Origin of the sequence: Kitasatospora sp. NPDC059648, from assembly GCF_042734825.1 — a bacterium.
In the GTDB taxonomy this organism is placed as follows: domain Bacteria; phylum Actinomycetota; class Actinomycetes; order Streptomycetales; family Streptomycetaceae; genus Kitasatospora.
On the sequence record NZ_JBHWDU010000034.1, the window covers coordinates 45033 to 59463 of the forward strand.

The window sequence follows — 14431 nt, forward strand, 5'->3', positions numbered from 1 at the left end:
GATATGTAGGCAGCCACGGCAACCAGGTGGAGGTCTCATGCCTGGGCCGGGACGCCGAGGTCGGCGAGCAGACCGCGGATGCGCTGCTCGATCTGGTCGCGGATCGGACGCACGGCGTCGACGCCCTGGCCGGCCGGGTCCTCCAGCTTCCAGTCGAGATAGGTCTTGCCGGGGAAGAACGGGCAGGCGTCGCCGCAGCCCATGGTGATCACCACGTCGGAGGCCTGGACCGCCTGGACCGTCAGGACCTTCGGGGTCTCGGCAGAGATGTCGATCCCGACCTCGGCCAGCGCTTCGACCACCGCCGGGTTCACGGTCTCGGCCGGGGCCGAGCCGGCGGAGCGGACCTGGACCCGGTCGCCGCCGAGGCGGGTCAGGAAGGCGGCGGCCATCTGGGACCGGCCGGCGTTATGCACGCAGACGAACAGCACGGACGGGACAGCAGGAGTGCTCACCAAAGTGGGTCCTTGATCTTGGGGACGGGCAGGAGGAGACGGCAAGTCAGCGGGCGGCTTCTGCCGGGTGGTGGTCGCCATGCGGGACGACGACGTCCTCGGCCGCCGGGGTCGGGCGGCCGAACAGCACCGCGACCAGCACGACGCCGACGGCCAGGCCGACGAGCTGGGCGGCGATGAACGGCAGCACCGAGGCGGGGGCGATACCGGCGAAGGTGTCGGTGAACGCCCGGCCGATCGTCACCGCCGGGTTCGCGAAGCTGGTCGAGGACGTGAACCAGTAAGCGGCGCCGATGAAGGAGGCGACCGCAGCCGGGGCGAAGTGCGCGCGGCCTACCCGGGCCAGGCCGAAGATCAGCAGGATCAGGCCGGCGGTCGCGACGACCTCGCCCAGCCACAGGTGCGGCGCCCAGCGGTCATGCATCGACCAGGCCACGAGCGGCTCGGCGAACATCGCGTCCGCGAGCACCGCCCCGCCGATCGCCCCGGCGATCTGGGCCGGAACATAGGCCGCGACCTCCCGCAGCCCGGGCCCCTCACCGCCGCGCCGGCCGGCCCACCAGGCGGCCAGGGTTACGGCCGGGTTGAAGTGAGCACCGGAGACCGGGCCGAGCAGCAGGATCAGCACGCCAAGGCCGAACGCGGTCGCGAGCGAGTTGGCCAGCAGCTGGACGCCGACGTCCTGGGAGAGCTTGGTGGCCTGGATGCCGGAGCCGACCACGACGGCGACCAGCGCGCCGGTCCCGACGAACTCCACGGCCGCCCGGCGGCCCAGCGGCGCCATCTCGGTCATCTTGCCCCTCCGGCGGCCGGCGCCTGGAGCAGGGCGGAGAGCCTGGCCAGCGCGGCGGGCAGCACCCAGTAATAGACCCAGGTCCCGCGGCGCTCGGAACCGACCAATCCGGCCTCGCGCAGCACCTTGAGATGGTGGGAGATCGTCGGCTGCGACACGTCGAACGGACCGGTCAGGTCGCAGACGCAGGCCTCGCCGCCCTCATGCGAGGCGATCAGGGACAGCAGCCGCAGCCGCACCGGGTCCGAGAGGGCCTTGAACATCTTCGCCAGGTCGACGGCGGCGTCTTCGCCCAGGGGCTCGCGGACCATCGGCGAGCAGCACGCGGCCGCCTCGTCCTGGCCGAGCACCTCAAGTTCCAGATTCGACATACGTCTATGTTGACAGTCATCGATGCGAGTGGCAACGTCGACCATATTGACAGCTGTCGAACCAAGACCCCGGCCCTCGGGAGAACCGCCATGTCCCGCATTCAGCTCGCCCTGCGCGTCGCCGACCTCGAAGGCTCCATCGCCTTCTACTCCAAGCTGTTCGGCGCCGAGCCCGCCAAGCGCCGACCCGGCCACGCGAACTTCGCCATCGCCGAGCCCCCGCTCAAGCTCGTGCTCATCGAGGGCCAGGCCGGCGAGGACACGCGTCTCGACCACCTCGGCGTCGAGGTCGAGAGCATCGAGCAGGTCACCGCCGCCACCACCCGCCTCAAGGACGCCGGCCTCGCGACGTTCGAGGAGAACGACACCTCCTGCTGCTACGCCCTCCAGGACAAGGTCTGGGTCCACGGCCCCGGCCAGGAGCCCTGGGAGGTCTACGTCGTCAAGGCCGACGCCGACAACCTGGGCAAGAGCGCCGACGCCGCCCGGAGCACCTGCTGCACCAGCACCGACCAGACCACCGAACCCGCCCCCGCTGCCGCCGGATGCGCCTGCGGCTGATCCTCACCACGACCGATGGCCTCGCCCGAGCAAGCGAAAACTCAACACGCTGAACTTGACAGGGAACATGGCTGGCTGCCACCGGTCTCCGAGGCGGACTTCCACCAGCAGCCATCGGCGGGCCTCCCGGTGCACGCCGGGCAGCGTCATCAGCCCCCGGGGCGGGCGCTCGGTATCCCCCGGCGCGCTGCCGGTGCGGCGTGTGCTGTGACAGCGGATCTTGACCGTTTGCCGCTGAAGGTTGACGACCGATGGTTCGAGCCATCGAAGGTTGAGCAGGACATCGGGAAGCGAATGGTGTGCGGCCTGCAGAGGCCTGGCAGGATCGCCGAGTGCACCACTTCCAATTCCGCGGCTTCCGGAGCGTGACCTGGCTCCTACTCCTCATCTCCGGAGGAGTTTTCGGGCTCGTGAAGGACAACCGGCCTCAGTACGCGGGCGCCGCCGTAGGCGTCCTCTGCGTCGCCTTCGTCCTGTACGTCCTGTCCGAGCTGCGGCAGTCCGAGAACGTCCGGACGGACACCCGCGCGACCGACGGCGCGAAGCCCACCTCGGCAGTGACACCGGCCGCGACCGCCGACGGAGCGGCGAGCGAGCCGGACGAGCCCACAGAATGTCAGGACCTGGAGTCTTGTGACTTCTGCGGCAGATGGGAGGCCAGGACCGCATACGGCAGGGGCCTCGACTTGCCCGAGAGTTGGGTGGCCCTGGAGATCGACCGCCGCGGCGCCCAGGCGCTCTACCGCACGTACTGCTCCGAGGACCACATGCGTCTGGATCTCGCAGGCCCGCTTCCCGCTCCGGAACCCTTCCGGGATGAGTCGTGGGACAGGGCCCCTCGGACCGTCGATGACCGTCTGGCCGGCCTCGCGTTGCGCGTGGGACTGGGGCTCGTGGGCGGGTTCCTGTTGCTCGGATGCGTGCTGGCGGTGCGGTTCCTGGTCGGACTGCTGTAGCGAACGGTTCGCGGCGGATCTCGGCGCCGCGTCTGCCCGTGGCCCCGGCATCGCGCCGCCGGGTCCACGGGCAGGCGTGAACCAGGGCCGGCGCCGTCGCGCGCCGGACCGCCGCTTCCTCCGGCTGCGCGACGTCACCTACCGGTCCGGCCGGGCCACCCCCACCCTGCCGACCTGGCGCGGTCCGGTCGCGGCGGTCAGCGGGTGGACGCTCGGCGAGCCGGACAAGGGCTGACCGGCACCGGCGTCACGGGCGTAGCCCGAAGAAGTCCCGCAGCCGTGCCCGCAGGTCTCTGCGTGACGGGCCGCTCCGTTGCCGCGGTGCGGTGGTCGGCGGGTAGCCGGCGGCGGTGGAGTGAGCGGTGGGCGGCGAATCAATGATCGGCGGCCCCTGAGTCACCGGCATCGGGGCTACGGGGCTAGCTGGAGGAGCTCGGAGCGGGACGGGCGTCGAAGTCGAGCGGTTGGCCGTCCATCCGGTGGACCGTGCAGTAGGTGTAGCGGTCATGGTGGGCGAACCAGTCCTCCTCGGTGGGGCCGAGCACGACGGAGCCGATCGGGGCCGGCGCGTGCAGCTGGAACAGCCCGACCGAGGAGCCGCACGGGATGTCGCCGACCGCCGCCGCCGAGCGCCAGCTGATGTGGCTGGCGTCGGCCAGCTCCCCCACCAGCCGTACCTGGGCCTGGTGCGGCTGGTCGCAGCCGACCTTGGTCCAGCCGAGATGGTCCTCCAGCGGCACCTCGGCCTTGGCGGGCGCGGTGGTGTAGTCGACGCAGTCGCCGACGGCCAGCCGGGCCGGCGCCGGCGGTGCGGACGGCGGGGGCGTGGGATTGCCCGGCAGCGGGAGGAGGTCCCCGGACGAGCCGGACGGCCAGAGATCGGCCGCCGTGGTGCCCAGGCCGGCCAGCACCGTGACCCCGAGCACCACCGCGGCCACCCTGGTGACCGGCCGCCACTGCCTCCGCTTCGCCGCGCTGGCCGACCGCACCCACACCCGGGCCGGCCGCGCGGTGGCCGGCACCCGGACGGCGGCCAGGGCCGCCACCCCGCGCGGCGGCGCCGTTCCGGTCAACCGCTCGGCGAGACCGTGCAGTTGATCCGCGACCTCGGCCGCGCTGGCGGGCCGCTCGTCCGGCAGCCGGGCGAGCAGCTTCAGCACCAGCTCCTCGAACTCCGCCGGCAGATCGGGCCGCAGCGGCTGCAACGGGTCCGGGTCGCGGTGGACCAGCGCGTGTACCAGCACGCTGAACGGCATGCCGTGGTACGGCGAGTGGCCGGTCAGCAGGGCGTACAGCGTGGCGCCGAGCCCGTACAGGTCGGCCCTGGCGTCCACCGACGTGCCGTAGAGCTGCTCCGGCGCCAGGTAGCCGGGTGTGCCGACTGCCCTGGTGCTCTCCGAGCCGCCCCCGGCACCGGCCGAACCCGCCCGCACCAGGCCGAAGTCGAGGATCTTCACCGTGCCGTCGGCGGTCAGGAACAGGTTGCTCGGCTTGATGTCCCGGTGCACGATGCCGGCCTGGTGCGCCACCACCAGCGCGTCGGCGATCCGGGCGCCGACCTCGGCGACCCAGCCCACCGGTCCGGGCCCGGTGCGGAGTTCCTCCTGCAGCGTCCCACCGGCGAGCAGCTCCATGACCAGGTACGGCACTTGGTCGTGCTCGCCGAAGTCGTGCACGACCACGATGCCCGGGTGCTGCAGCCCGGCCGCGGCCCGAGCCTCCGCCAGGAAGCGCGCCCGGGCCGACGAGCCGTCATCGTGCAGCAGCTTCACCGCCACCGGCCGGTGCAGCAGCGTGTCGTCGGCGGCCCAGACCGCGCCCATGCCGCCCTCCCCGAGGAACCGGTCCACCCGGTACCGGCCGGCGATCATCGTGCCGATCTCCACCGCTCCCACCCCTGATCATCGCGAGGCCCCCAGGGTACGGGCACATCCGGGCGATCCGGCTCCGGGGGGCCGATGCGGTTTTGCTGGGCGTCTCGTCCCTGGCTCCGGGGCTCGGGTTCCGCGCCGTGTCGGGGTGGCTTCGCCGGTCAGGCGGCGGGTCATGAGGTTGATCACCGCGACGTGGACCACGGCTTCGGATCGGGCTGGTGGGGCTTCGTGCCGCGGGCCAGGCGGCGGTGGTTCATCAGCCAGTGGAAGCTGCGTGCTATGACCCAGCGGCGAGACTGGACAACGAATCCCCTGGTAGCGGGGTCGCGGCGGACGGTCTCTACGTCGGTGTGGCCGGCCAGGGCATCGACCTCGTCAAGGGACCAGGGCCGAGCCGCCGGACCGACGGTGCGAGACCTTGTTCTACGTCAGCCTGGCAGCCGCGGCCAGCTCACGCTGGCTCTCGCGCGCGCTGCCGGGTGCCTTCGGCGTCAGCCCGCCCCATCCGCATAGCGCATGGCGCATGGCGCATACAAGCGGCATACCGCCCAGACGGGCCTCAGTCAGCCACACAAACAGACCAATCACCTCGAAGCCCCGGAGTCAGGAGTCGTTCTCACCGACCCTCGGCAGCCGGTAGGTTCGTCTCACAGAACGCATACGTGGCCAGTCCGGCCCCTACAGCCTCACATCCGCGATCTCAGCACGTCGACCTCACAGCCCGGCGCGAAGGGGTCGAAGCCGTGCTCGACCAGCCAGCGAACCCCCAGCAGGCTTCGCAACGACCACCAGGCGTGGATCACGTCGAGGTCGACATCGGTGCCATAACCGGCGATGACGTCGTCGAGGTGCTCCTCGTGTCCGAGCGTCAAGGTGGCGAGGTCGAACAGGGCATCACCCCGGCCCGCCTCGGACCAGTCGATGATGCCCGTGACCTCGTCGCCGTCGACGAAGACGTGATCGATCTGCAGGTCGCCGTGCGTGAACGCCGGAATCCACGGCCGGAGCGCGGCCTCGGCGACCTGGCGGTTGCGGGTGACCAGGTCGGCGGGCAGGACGCCGTTCGTCACCAGCAAGTCGCACTCGCCGTCGAGTTCCGCCACCAACTCGTCGGGACTCCGGCGGCGCCGACCGGCCCAGGGCGGCAACGGTGCTTCGTGCAGCTTCCGGATGGCGGCGCCCGCCGCGGCCCACGCCGCCGGCGACGCGGTTGACGGCTCACCGAGACGGCCGAGCACCGTCCCCGCAAGTGCGGCGATCGCGAGGACGGGCGCCTTGCGCCACAGGACCTCCGGGGTCGGGACCGGCGCGAGGGACATAGCCTCGACCTCGACGTCGATGCGCGCCTGATCGGCGTCCACCTTCAGGAACACGTCGCCGACGCGCAGAGTCGCGCGCTCGGAATGGGCGACGACGACTTTGACCTCATCCATGGGCGACCAGTATCCCGGAGAAGTTCGCCGACGTCGCCGGGTTTATCGCATGCGATTACGCGGCTGCCCGCGTCCCGCTACCCGGCGACCTCGGGCACGACACCATCCTCTGACCAGGTCAAGCCCACCATTTTTGTTATGACGGTCGATGGCGCGGCACCGACCGGTCGGGTTGGGACAGCTCTACGACGGCAGGTGATGAGGTCCGACCGGGGCAGCGGACGGCTCCGGGTGGCCGGGCAGTGTGGGGGTCGCGCGACGGCGCTGCGGCCGCCAGATGGTCACCAGGGCGGCGGCGAGCAGGAGCTCGGCGATGTCGCCGCCGTAGTACATGATCTCCGCGCCTTGCCGGACCTGGTCGATGGGGGCGTGGATGTCGACGTAGAACCCGCCGTACACGGCCTGGGCGATCAGGGCGTGTGCGGCAATCGCCGTTCCCGGGTACAGGAGGCGGGTGGGCACGCCGGGCCGGGGCGGGATCGGGACCGGCACGGCCCAGGACGGCGGCGTAGGCATCACGTGAGGTACGGCGCCCCGGAGCCGTCCCGTCGACGGTGTCGACGAGGTCGTCAGGGCGGCTTGTGCGGTCACCCGTCGGCTGTGTCCCCGCCCGCACGGCCGAGGGTGCGATGCGCCTTGCGGATGGTGCCGGCCACCCGGCGGGTCAGCTCGGGCAGTGCGGTCCGGACCGCGGGGCTGAGCCCGACCCCCAGGGTGAAGTCTGCTCCCTCGACTGCGTGCACCACGAGGGCGCGGGGCATCCGGTCGAGCGCGGCGGCGAGGGCGAAGGTCTCGCCGAGGCCGAGCGCGTGGGTGCTGGCCGAGCCGACCGTGGCCCGCTCGGCCTGGTCGGCGCGCAAGGTGAGCAGTCGACCAGGCTGTCCGGGGTGCGCATGCACCGCCTCGACCACCACGACTTCGTCGTGACGGTGCCACAGGTCGAGCATCCGGACGGGCTCGCCGTCGCTGACGGTCAGCAGCGTGTCTGCGGGCACCTGGGTGCGCACTGCCTCGATGACGGCCGGGCCGACGCCGTCGTCCCGGCGGAACGGGTTGCCCACGCCGATCACCACCACCCGGCCGGTCATGCCCGCTCCACCGTGAGGTCGAGGAAGTGGGCGGAGCAGGAGATGCACGGGTCGTGGTTGCGGATGGCCCGCTCGCACAGCGCGGTCAGCTCCTCGTCGGTCGCCGCCGCGCCCGGGCGGTCCAGCCGGGTCTGCACCACGCGGCGCAGGTCCTCCTCGATGGCTGCCTGGTTCTGGGCGGTGGGCGGCACGATCCGGGCCTGGGTGAGCGCGCCGTCCGCGTCCATCGCGTAGCGGTGGTAGAGCAGCCCGCGCGGTGCCTCGGTGGCGGCGCAGCCGGCCGCCGGGCGTGGCGGCAGCTCGACGTACGGGCGAGGCGGCGGCTCGTAGTCATCGATGATCCGCAGCCCCTCGGCCACCGCGTGCGCCACCTCGACGGCGCGGACGACGATGCTGCGGAACGGGTTGCGGACGACCGCACCGGCGGCCGGGTCGCCCAGTCCCGCCGCTCGGGCGGCCTCGGCGGCCAGAGGGTGCAGCCAGCGCCCGCTGATCGCGTACCGGGCCAGCGACCCGGTGAGGTAGCGGCGGCCGTCCAGTTCGGACTGCAGGGCGGTGGAGTGCGGGACCTGGCGTTCCACCACGTGCTGCTCGAACTCGTCGACCGCGAAGCGCCGTACCGGTCCGGCTCGGTCCGAACCCGGGGAGTCGGGTGCGGCCATGGCGGCCGGGGTGCCGGAGTCGATGGCGTACCGGCCCGGGTCCTGCATCGCCAGCAGGTCGTAGTCGCACGATGCTTCGGGGAAGTCGAAGCCGGCCACCCAGCGCACGGTCTCCACGGCGTCCTCCTGGATCCGGCGCAGCCGCTCGGCCAGCGGGGCGAGCTCGGCTCTGGCCGGCACCCGGTGGAAGCCGCCGATGCGGACGTTGACCGGATGGATGGCCCGGCCGCCGAGCTGCTCCATGACGGCGTTGCCGGCCTGCTTGATCCGCAGGCCGCGCTCCACGGCTTCCCGCTGCTCGCGGGCGAGTTCGACCGCGCTGGGGCATCCGAAGAAGTCGGGGGCGTGCAGGAGGTGGATGTGCAGGGACTGGCTCTCGATCCACTCGCCGTAGTAGAGCAGGCGGCGCAGCTCGGCCAGTTGGTCGTCGATGGTGACCCCGCAGGCCCGTTCGATCGCCTGGCAGGCGGTCATCTGGTAGGCGACCGGGCAGATTCCGCAGATCCGGGCGGTGATGTCCGGGGGTTCGTCGTGCCCGCGGCCGACCAGGAACGCTTCGAAGAAGCGCGGCGGCTCGTAGATCTTCAGCCGTGCCTCGGCGACCGTACCGTCGTTCACGGTCAGGCGCAGCGCGCCTTCACCCTCCACCCTGGCGAGCGCGTCCAGTCGCAGGACGCGCGGTCCGCGATGGCTCATGCGCCCTCCTCGCCGCGCTCGCCGGGGGCTTCGCCGAACGCGCACCTTCTGGTGGTTCGCTCGTTCACTGAGGTGTCTCCGGGGTGTTCTGGGTCTTCTGGGGGCTCCTGGGTGGCGAGTTCGGCTACCGGCGCGTACTCGGGAGAGGCCGCGTTGAAGGTGCGGAAGATCCTCACGATGTCCCGGCCGGTCATGCCGTCCTGTCGCAGCTGGCGCACCATCGCCGCCAGGTTGGGGTTGGCGACCGGGCCGAAGCAGCCGTAGCAGCCGCGGCCGTACGTCGGGCAGAGGGCACCGCATCCGGCATGGGTGACCGGCCCGAGGCAGGGAGTCCCGTGGGCGACGGTGACGCAGGTGTTGCCGCGCCGCTTGCACTCGAAGCACACGCTGTGGTCCGGGATGTTCGGCTTCCGTCCGGCCAGGAACGCGGTGATCACCTCGAGTAGTTGGCGCCGGTCGATCGGGCAGCCGCGCAGCTCGAAGTCGACCGGCACGTGGGCCGAGATCGGGGTGGAGGTGGCCAGGGTGGCGATGTACTGCGGGCTGGCGTAGACGGTGGCCCGGAACTGCTCGACGTCCGCGAAGTTGCGCAGCGCCTGGACGCCGCCGGCGGTCGCGCAGGCGCCGATGGTCACCAGGCGGCGGGAGATCCGCCGGACGTGGTGGATCCGCCGCACGTCCTCCTCGGTGGTGACCGACCCCTCCACCAGGGAGAGGTCGTACGGCCCGACCCCGTCCAGGGTGGCCGGCTCACGCCCGTCCTCCGCACCGGACATTTCCAGGAAGTGCGAGATCCGCACCTGGTCGGCCAGGCCCAGCAGTTCGTCCTCGCAGTCCAGCAGGGTCAGCTGGCAGCCATCGCAGGAGGCGAACTTCCACACCGCCAGGGTGGGCCGGGTGTCGGCGTCCATGTCACAACTCCCTGACGGCGAGCAGGGGCTCGGCGCGGTCGTAGCCGATCACCGGGCCGTCCAGGCAGAGCAGCAGCGGGCCGAGCTGGCAGTGGCCACAGTGGCCGGTGCCGCAGCGCATGTTCCGCTCCAGCGATACCTGGAGGCGGTGCGCCGGCAGTCCTCGGCCGAGCAGTGCTCGCGCGGTGTGACGGATCATCGCCTCGGGGCCGCAGACCAACGCGCGGGTCCGGTCGGGGCGCAGGTCGATGCGGTCCAGCAGGGCGGTGACGACGCCGACCGTGCCCCGCCAGGTCGAGTCGGGCTGGTCGACGGTCGCCTCGGTCTGGGCGGAGGTCCGCCACTGCGGCAGTTCCGTGCGGTACAGCAGCTCGCCTGGGCTGCGGGCGCCGACCAGCACGGCCAGTGAGCCGAAGCGGCCGGGGCGGTCGAGCGCCTGGTGCACGACCGGCCGCAGCGGGGCGAGGCCGAGGCCGCCGGCCACCACCAGCAGGTCGGAGTCGGCCGCCGCGTCCAGGTCCCAGCCGGTGCCGTACGGGCCCCGCAGGCCCACGGCGTCACCGGGCCGGAGCCGGCACAGCGCGCTGGTGACCGCGCCGACCGCGCGGACGGTGAACACCGGACGGCCCCGGAGGGCGCTGACCGAGATCGGAACCTCGCCGATGCCGAAGGCGTACACCATGGCGAACCGGCCGGGCGAGAAGGCCGGCAGGGCCCGCTCGATCGGCTCGAGTTCGAGCGAGACGGTGTCCGCGGTCTCCGGTGTGGCGGCGGTGACCCGGTACGGCACGGGCACGGTGGTGGTCATGGCGGGCCGCCTCCGACCGGCGCGTAGAGGTCGAGCAGCCGGATCCGGGTGGCCTGCAGGCGGTCGGCGATCACCTCGACGCAGTGTCGCATCAGCGTGTACCCGAACTCCGGGTCATCCGCGCACAGTTGGCGCACCTCTGCGGCGGGCAGCTCCCAGGCCCGCACCGGCCCGACGGCCCGGGCCCCCAGGTGCCAGCGGTACGGCGGGAAGATCCACGACCAGCCGAGCTGCTGCCCCGCTCCCAGGGTCTCCACCACCGGCGCGGGACGGCCCGGGACGTAGACGTCGAGGGCGACCTCGCCGGAGCGGACCAGCCAGAAGCGGTCGGCCGGGCCACCTTCATCGAAGAGCCTGCTGCCGTCGGGGAAGTCCCGGTCGTGGGCGAGCGCGAGCAGCCGGTCCCGGTGGGCCTCCGGGAGGGCATCGAGCAGCGGTGGCAGGGCGGTCATGGTTCGCCGTCCGGACGGTTGGCCCAGTCGTGCAGAGCGGCGGCCTCCTCGGTGATGTCGATGGCCACGGGGCACCACACGATGCAGCGGCCGCAGCCGACGCACCCGGAGGAGCCGAACTGGTCGTACCAGGTGCCGAGTTTGTGGGTGAGCCACTGCCGGTAGCGGCTGCGCGCCGAAGAGCGCACCGGCCCACCGTGCAGCTGGGAGAAGTCCAGGTCGAAGCAGACGTCCCAGACCCGCCAGCGCTCGGCGTGGTCCCCGGTCAGGTCGGTGACGTCCTCCGTGGTGGTGCAGTAGCAGGTGGGGCACACCATGGTGCAGTTGCCGCAGGTCAGGCAGCGGGAGGCGACGTCGTCCCAACGGGGGGCGTCCAGCGTTCCGGCCATCAGCCGGCGCAGGTCGGTGTCGGGCATGGTGCGGCCCATCCGGTCCGCGGCGGAGGCGACAGCCTGGCGCGCGGTCTCGCAGACGGCTTCGGAGGCCGCGCTGGTGGGGAGTTCGGCGAGAATGTCGGCGCCCTCCGGGCTGCCGCTGCGGATCCAGAACCGGTGGCCGTCGGCGTCGACCAGCTCGGTCAGTGCCAGGTCGTACCCGGGTCCGGCCGCCGGCCCGGTACCCATCGAGGTACAGAAGCAGGTGGCGCCGGGTTCGGTGCACTCGACCGCCACCAGGAACGCCCCGGACCGGCGCCCCTGGTACACCGGGTCACGGTGCCGCCCGCCGGTCAGCACCCGGTCCTGAACGGCGATGGCCCGCAGGTCGCACGGGCGGACCCCGAGGAAAGCGAAGCGCGGCGGCGGTGTGTCGTCCTCCTCGATCACCAGCTGTCCGTCGCTGCGCTCGGCCCGCCACTGGCGTACCCGGGCGGGGTGCAGGAACGTCTTCCACGACTGCGGACCGGCCGCATGGGCGAAGGCTGCGCCGTCCTCCCGCTCGCGCAGCCGGTAGTGCCCGGCTTCGAGCTCGACGCCCCACCCGTAGGGCAGCTGGTCGGCGGACTCCAACTCGGCCAGCACGATCGCGCCGTCCCGTACGGTCGGCCCGACCACCGTGAACCCGCGCGCCCGCAGCAGATCGACCAGGGTGGCCAGGCCGTCCTTGCCGATCACGGCGCCTTCGGCCGCGGGAGTCGTCGCCGTACTCACAGCACCACACCTCCGTCACCGACCAGGGACGGACGGCCCACGCTGCCGGAGCGGGTGTCGACCCACACCATCCTGCCGTACCTCCTCGCCCGACCGGACACTTCCAGCACTCCGCCCACACCGCAGGCCCATCTGTCACACACGTCCCATAAGAGCAGGATTTCCGCGCCGACACGGCGCCGACAGGGCCGTTGGGGCATCGGTGTCGGGGTCCTTCGACCACCTTCAGCCACTCTCACCACGCACGAGGACCACCGGACAGGGCGCGTGCTGGACGCAGCGCCGGCGGCCCACCGTGTACGGCCTTGCCGGAGCCGGTGCTCACGATGCGTTCCCTTCTCGGTTCGGCGACTCGTGGAACGGGGTGCGGAGGACGAGGACGGCCATGTCGTCGTGGCTGTCGCTGGGATGATGGTCGGCCGTGTCCGAACAAGACTCGTCGAGCGGCAGGTCGGCATGGTCGAAGGCGAGCCGGGCGAGGGCCTGGAGACCGGTGTCGATGGAGTGGTACGGGTCTGCTCGGCCACAGCCACGTTCTGCTTCACCGCGGCGAAGCCGTCCGGGGCCACCGGGACCGAGTCGATCTCCGGCCTGGACCGGAAAGCGGGCGAAGTCCGGATCATCGCTCGGGGCGTTGACCGCACAGCCCGACCGGGAGACCGGCGGCATGGGCGAACGCGATCAGCGACTAGAGCACGCCGCCGACGGGAGCGCACTCCGGATCGCGCGATCCCGGATCGCACACCAGTATGGACAGCATGTCCGGCCTGAGTACCACACCCCCGGTCCTCACCCTCACGATGAACCCTACGGTCGACATCTGCTGCGACATCGACCACCTGGTGGACATCGGCAAGACCCGCGCGCGGGTCAGGTACGTGGCCGCCGGCGGCGGAGGGATCAACGTCGCCCGCGGCGTGGCGCGGTTCGGGGGACGGGCGACCGCTGTCCACACCGCCGGCCAGGAGATCGGCCAGCGCCTGAACCGGCTGCTGGACGAGGAGGGCATCGACCACCTCGCCCTCGGGATCGCGGGTGAAACCCGCGAAGCGTTCGTGCTGTTCGAAACCGAGTCACACCGCAGCTATCACATCGTGCCGCGCGGCCCGCGACTCGACGACGACGAGGGGCGGCGCTGTCTGGACCTGATCGAACGGGCAGCCGGCACTCACCCGTACGTCGTGGCCAGCGGCAGCCTGCCCGAGGGTCTGCTCGACGACTTCTACACGGCCGTCGCCCGTCGGATCAGGGGAACCGGGTCCAGACTGCTGCTGGACACCTCAGGACCAGCTCTGCCCGAGTCACTGCACGAGGCCGTTTACCTGCGCAGATGCAACCGCAGCGAAGCCAGCTACCTCGTAGGCCGGACCGTGCAGAGCTTCGACGACGCCCGCGCCGTCAACGAGCAGCTGCTCGCCGCCGGAGCAGCAGAGGTCGCCATCACCACCCTCGGGGAACTCGGCGCGCTGTGCTCGACCGGTCAGGGACACATGGAACTGCATGCGCCGCCACTACCCGGAGAGCCGCTCAGCGACGCCGGCGCCGGGGACGGCATGATCGCCGCAATCGTCACCCGGCTGGCCGCAGGCGACGACCCGGTCGACGCCTGCGCGCTCGGGGTGGCCGCAGCTGCCGCATCGATGCTCACCCCCGGCACCGAACCTTTCGATCGGGAGGTAGCCGAGTCCCTCTGTACCGCCGTTCGGATCAACCGGCTTGCAAGCTGAAGACCCCCTGCCTGCCGGGGCCCGTTCCGCCGCCAGGTACGCCACGTGGCGGGCGCCGACGCGTCCGCTCACCGACCTGTTCGAGGTCATGCTCGTGCCCGTCCGGACTCCCTGGGCGGGCCGGGTGGCGCAAGCCCGCCGCGGCGGCCTTCCCGCGCGCGGGAGAGGGCCTCGGGGGAAGATCGTGGTTGCTGCACGACCATCAGCAGTCGGTCCGGGTCAGGCACCGTGCCGAAGCTGCAGGCGATGAAGTGGACGCTGTGGTCCGGGGCGGCCGTGGCCCGGGGACACGCGAGCACGGCGCGCCGGGTACCGGGCTCGGCTGAATCCCTGCCCGTGTTCTTCGGCATCTTCTGTCACGACCTCTCCTGCCGACGTCGCCGGAAGTCCTGATCGGCGCCAACGCGACATGTCCCGGAGAGCGACCGGACAGGCAGACGGCGGGCCCTCGCGTGTGGGGTCCGTCTCTCTGCTCTTCCGGGGCTCCCCTGGCTCA

The 14431-nt window shown here is 71.9% G+C and carries 15 protein-coding genes and 2 pseudogenes; 4 read left to right on the top strand and 13 right to left on the bottom strand.

Annotated elements, in window-relative coordinates; genetic code table 11:
* Window positions 1-35: 35 nt before the first annotated feature.
* The 3 genes from ACFV1W_RS21180 to ACFV1W_RS21190 are packed head-to-tail and all read right to left on the bottom strand — an operon-like array spanning window position 36 to window position 1619.
* Window positions 36-455, bottom strand: coding sequence for an arsenate reductase ArsC (locus tag ACFV1W_RS21180; RefSeq protein ID WP_380418696.1), 420 nt, complete (start codon window positions 453-455; stop codon window positions 36-38).
* 46 nt (window positions 456-501) lie between these two features.
* Window positions 502-1248, bottom strand: coding sequence for an aquaporin (locus ACFV1W_RS21185; protein ID WP_380418698.1), 747 nt, complete (start codon window positions 1246-1248; stop codon window positions 502-504).
* Window positions 1245-1619 carry an ArsR/SmtB family transcription factor gene (locus ACFV1W_RS21190; RefSeq protein WP_380418700.1) on the bottom strand — a complete coding sequence of 125 codons (375 nt, stop codon included), beginning with the start codon at window positions 1617-1619 and terminating at the stop codon, window positions 1245-1247. The genes ACFV1W_RS21185 and ACFV1W_RS21190 overlap by 4 nt, the downstream gene beginning before the upstream one ends.
* Window positions 1620-1709: 90 nt before the next feature.
* Between ACFV1W_RS21190 and ACFV1W_RS21195 the strand changes: the two genes are divergently transcribed.
* The 3 genes from ACFV1W_RS21195 to ACFV1W_RS21205 all read left to right on the top strand — a co-directional run bounded on the left by ACFV1W_RS21195 (window position 1710) and on the right by ACFV1W_RS21205 (window position 3371).
* On the top strand, window positions 1710-2180 hold the full coding sequence (locus ACFV1W_RS21195; RefSeq protein ID WP_380418702.1) for an ArsI/CadI family heavy metal resistance metalloenzyme: 471 nt from the start codon (window positions 1710-1712) through the stop codon (window positions 2178-2180).
* Between the two features lie 410 nt (window positions 2181-2590).
* Complete coding sequence (locus ACFV1W_RS21200; RefSeq protein ID WP_380418704.1) at window positions 2591-3136, top strand: hypothetical protein; 546 nt, start codon at window positions 2591-2593, stop codon at window positions 3134-3136.
* 76 nt (window positions 3137-3212) lie between these two features.
* Complete coding sequence (locus tag ACFV1W_RS21205) at window positions 3213-3371, top strand: hypothetical protein (RefSeq protein ID WP_380418706.1); 159 nt, start codon at window positions 3213-3215, stop codon at window positions 3369-3371.
* Window positions 3372-3555: 184 nt separating this feature from the next.
* Here the strand turns inward: ACFV1W_RS21205 and ACFV1W_RS21210 are convergent, their stop codons facing one another.
* The 10 genes and pseudogenes from ACFV1W_RS21210 to ACFV1W_RS21255 form a co-directional block, all read right to left on the bottom strand.
* On the bottom strand, window positions 3556-5022 hold the full coding sequence (locus ACFV1W_RS21210; protein ID WP_380418708.1) for a serine/threonine-protein kinase: 1467 nt from the start codon (window positions 5020-5022) through the stop codon (window positions 3556-3558).
* A 117-nt stretch (window positions 5023-5139) separates the two neighbouring features.
* Window positions 5140-5357 (bottom strand): annotated as a pseudogene (locus ACFV1W_RS21215) (IS5/IS1182 family transposase); the annotation flags it as partial.
* Window positions 5358-5696: 339 nt separating this feature from the next.
* The gene (locus tag ACFV1W_RS21220) at window positions 5697-6443 is read right to left on the bottom strand and encodes a phosphotransferase family protein (protein ID WP_380418710.1); all 747 of its coding nucleotides are present in this window, start codon (window positions 6441-6443) and stop codon (window positions 5697-5699) included.
* 183 nt (window positions 6444-6626) lie between these two features.
* A pseudogene (locus tag ACFV1W_RS21225) lies at window positions 6627-6938 on the bottom strand (cytochrome c oxidase assembly protein); the annotation flags it as partial.
* Between the two features lie 92 nt (window positions 6939-7030).
* Window positions 7031-7531, bottom strand: a complete 501-nt coding sequence (locus tag ACFV1W_RS21230) for a hydrogenase maturation protease (protein ID WP_380418712.1) — start codon at window positions 7529-7531, stop codon at window positions 7031-7033.
* The gene (locus tag ACFV1W_RS21235; RefSeq protein WP_380418714.1) at window positions 7528-8889 is read right to left on the bottom strand and encodes a Ni/Fe hydrogenase subunit alpha; all 1362 of its coding nucleotides are present in this window, start codon (window positions 8887-8889) and stop codon (window positions 7528-7530) included. Before ACFV1W_RS21235 ends, ACFV1W_RS21230 begins: the two co-directional genes overlap by 4 nt.
* Entirely contained in the window at window positions 8886-9800 is a 915-nt protein-coding gene (locus ACFV1W_RS21240; protein WP_380418716.1) for an oxidoreductase, read from the bottom strand. The genes ACFV1W_RS21235 and ACFV1W_RS21240 overlap by 4 nt, the downstream gene beginning before the upstream one ends.
* 1 nt (window position 9801) lies before the next feature.
* Complete coding sequence (locus ACFV1W_RS21245) at window positions 9802-10608, bottom strand: FAD/NAD(P)-binding protein (RefSeq protein WP_380418717.1); 807 nt, start codon at window positions 10606-10608, stop codon at window positions 9802-9804.
* The gene (locus ACFV1W_RS21250) at window positions 10605-11060 is read right to left on the bottom strand and encodes a Crp/Fnr family transcriptional regulator (RefSeq protein WP_380418719.1); all 456 of its coding nucleotides are present in this window, start codon (window positions 11058-11060) and stop codon (window positions 10605-10607) included. Before ACFV1W_RS21250 ends, ACFV1W_RS21245 begins: the two co-directional genes overlap by 4 nt.
* Window positions 11057-12208 carry a 4Fe-4S dicluster domain-containing protein gene (locus ACFV1W_RS21255; protein ID WP_380418721.1) on the bottom strand — a complete coding sequence of 384 codons (1152 nt, stop codon included), beginning with the start codon at window positions 12206-12208 and terminating at the stop codon, window positions 11057-11059. The genes ACFV1W_RS21250 and ACFV1W_RS21255 overlap by 4 nt, the downstream gene beginning before the upstream one ends.
* A gap of 758 nt (window positions 12209-12966) precedes the next feature.
* Between ACFV1W_RS21255 and ACFV1W_RS21260 the strand changes: the two genes are divergently transcribed.
* A complete protein-coding gene (locus tag ACFV1W_RS21260) occupies window positions 12967-13935 on the top strand; it encodes a 1-phosphofructokinase family hexose kinase (protein ID WP_380418723.1) in 969 nt (322 codons plus the stop codon).
* Window positions 13936-14431 lie beyond the last annotated feature (496 nt).